Raw genomic sequence first — 2,500 nt, 5'->3', positions numbered from 1 at the left:
CCGGGGAGTACTACTGGGCAGACACACGGCGGGTGCTAACGTCCGTCGTGAAGAGGGCAACAACCCTGACCACCATCTAAGGTCCCTAAGTTATGGCTAAGTGGGAAAGGATGTGAGGATCCCAAAACAACCAGGATGTTGGCTTAGAAGCAGCCATCATTTAAAGAAAGCGTAACAGCTCACTGGTCTAAATAAGGGTCTTTGCGCCGAAAATGTACCGGGGCTAAAGCCATACACCGAAGCTGTGGATGCACGTATGTGCGTGGTAGCGGAGCGTTCCGTAAGCCTGTGAAGGGACAGTCGTGAGACATCCTGGAGGTATCGGAAGTGAGAATGCTGACATGAGTAACGATAAAGGGAGTGAGAGACTCCCTCGCCGAAAGTCCAAGGGTTCCTGCTTAAAGTTAATCTGAGCAGGGTTAGCCGGCCCCTAAGGCGAGGCCGAAAGGCGTAGTCGATGGGAACCACGTTAATATTCGTGGGCCTGCAGGTAGTGACGGATCGCGTGTGTTGTAAGGTCTTATTGGATTGATCTTGCAGCGAAGCGGTTCCAGGAAATAGCTCCTGCATATAGACCGTACCCTAAACCGACACTGGTGGACTGGTAGAGAATACCAAGGCGCTTGAGAGAACTGCGTTGAAGGAACTCGGCAAAATGCACGCGTAACTTCGGAAGAAGCGTGACCTCCATGAAGGCAACTTTGTGGGGGTGGCACAGACCAGGGGGTAGCGACTGTTTACCAAAAACACAGGGCTCTGCGAAGTCGCAAGACGACGTATAGGGTCTGACGCCTGCCCGGTGCTGGAAGGTTAAGAGGAGATGTGCAAGCATTGAATTGAAGCCCCAGTAAACGGCGGCCGTAACTATAACGGTCCTAAGGTAGCGAAATTCCTTGTCGGGTAAGTTCCGACCTGCACGAATGGCGTAACGACTTCCCCGCTGTCTCCAACGCAGACTCAGTGAAATTGAATTCCCCGTGAAGATGCGGGGTTCCTGCGGTTAGACGGAAAGACCCCGTGCACCTTTACTATAGCTTTACACTGGCATTCGTGTCGGCATGTGTAGGATAGGTGGTAGACTTTGAAGCAGTGGCGCCAGCCATTGTGGAGTCATCCTTGAAATACCACCCTTGCCTATATGGATGTCTAACTGCGGCCCGTTATCCGGGTCCAGGACCGTGTATGGTGGGTAGTTTGACTGGGGCGGTCGCCTCCTAAAGAGTAACGGAGGCGCGCGATGGTAGGCTCAGAACGGTCGGAAATCGTTCGTCGAGTGCAATGGCATAAGCCTGCCTGACTGCAAGACTGACAAGTCGAGCAGAGACGAAAGTCGGTCATAGTGATCCGGTGGTCCCGCGTGGAAGGGCCATCGCTCAACGGATAAAAGGTACGCCGGGGATAACAGGCTGATGACCCCCAAGAGTCCATATCGACGGGGTTGTTTGGCACCTCGATGTCGACTCATCGCATCCTGGGGCTGGAGCAGGTCCCAAGGGTATGGCTGTTCGCCATTTAAAGCGGTACGTGAGTTGGGTTCAGAACGTCGTGAGACAGTTCGGTCCCTATCTGCCGTGGGTGTAGGAATATTGATAGGATCTGTCCCTAGTACGAGAGGACCGGGATGGACGTATCTCTGGTGGACCTGTTGTCGTGCCAACGGCATAGCAGGGTAGCTATATACGGACGGGATAACCGCTGAAGGCATCTAAGCGGGAAACCCACCTAAAAACGAGTATTCCCTATCAGAGCCGTGGAAGACCACCACGTTGATAGGCCGGGTGTGGAAGTGCGGCAACGCATGCAGCTTACCGGTACTAATAGCTCGATCGACTTGATCACTCCCATTATCTGTATCCATCAAGCTTCGCTTGACGAATACCAGCTTTAACTTCTGTCCTCACGCTGTCGCGGCTAAAGCCGCTTCGCTCCGGACAGGGCGCCGGAAAACCGGCGGCACGCAGTCGCGTGCTTATTGTTTATCAGTGCAGAAAGAAAATAAGAGCAGATGAAACAGTGAGCTAACATACTCCCTTACTGCCCTATTCCCCTACTCCCCTAATCCAGCTTCTCAATTTGTGTTCTTCGCCGACCTGGTGGTTATGGCGGAGCGGCTGCACCCGATCCCATTCCGAACTCGGCCGTGAAACGCTCCAGCGCCAATGGTACTTCATCTTAAGATGCGGGAGAGTAGGTCGCTGCCAGGTCTGCCAAGCACACAAATCAAAACATCTTCTCAAATCATACAAAACACTCCAAACATGCGATAATCGCCAAAAATACCGACTACAACAAATAAGTGAGACAGGCTCGGAGCAGCCCGTTCGGCCTAAAATCGATACTCAATCGATTTTTTAACGGCCTCACCTCATCAGGCTACGCCTGACTGCGCTCCCGGGCCATTGAGGTCTGCACTTAATAACGCGGGGTGGAGCAGCCCGGTAGCTCGTCAGGCTCATAACCTGAAGGCCGCAGGTTCAAATCCTGCCCCCGCAACCAAACT

At 53.2% G+C, this 2,500-nt stretch carries 1 tRNA gene and 2 rRNA genes (1 of these 3 cut by a window edge); all 3 read left to right on the top strand.

Going from position 1 to position 2,500, the window contains the following annotated elements:
- Positions 1-1,839, top strand: a 23S ribosomal RNA gene (locus HWD97_RS23905); it begins 974 nt to the left of the window's first position.
- A gap of 250 nt (positions 1,840-2,089) precedes the next feature.
- A 5S ribosomal RNA gene (gene rrf / locus HWD97_RS23900) occupies positions 2,090-2,204 on the top strand.
- A gap of 215 nt (positions 2,205-2,419) precedes the next feature.
- Positions 2,420-2,496, top strand: a tRNA-Met gene (locus tag HWD97_RS23895).
- The last annotated feature ends 4 nt before the right edge of the window (positions 2,497-2,500 follow it).

This window comes from Ochrobactrum sp. C6C9 (assembly GCF_022627935.1).
Lineage (GTDB): Bacteria > Pseudomonadota > Alphaproteobacteria > Rhizobiales > Rhizobiaceae > Brucella > Brucella teleogrylli.
Note: the sequence above shows the minus strand (reverse complement) of the source record. Positions and strands in the feature narration are given on the sequence as shown.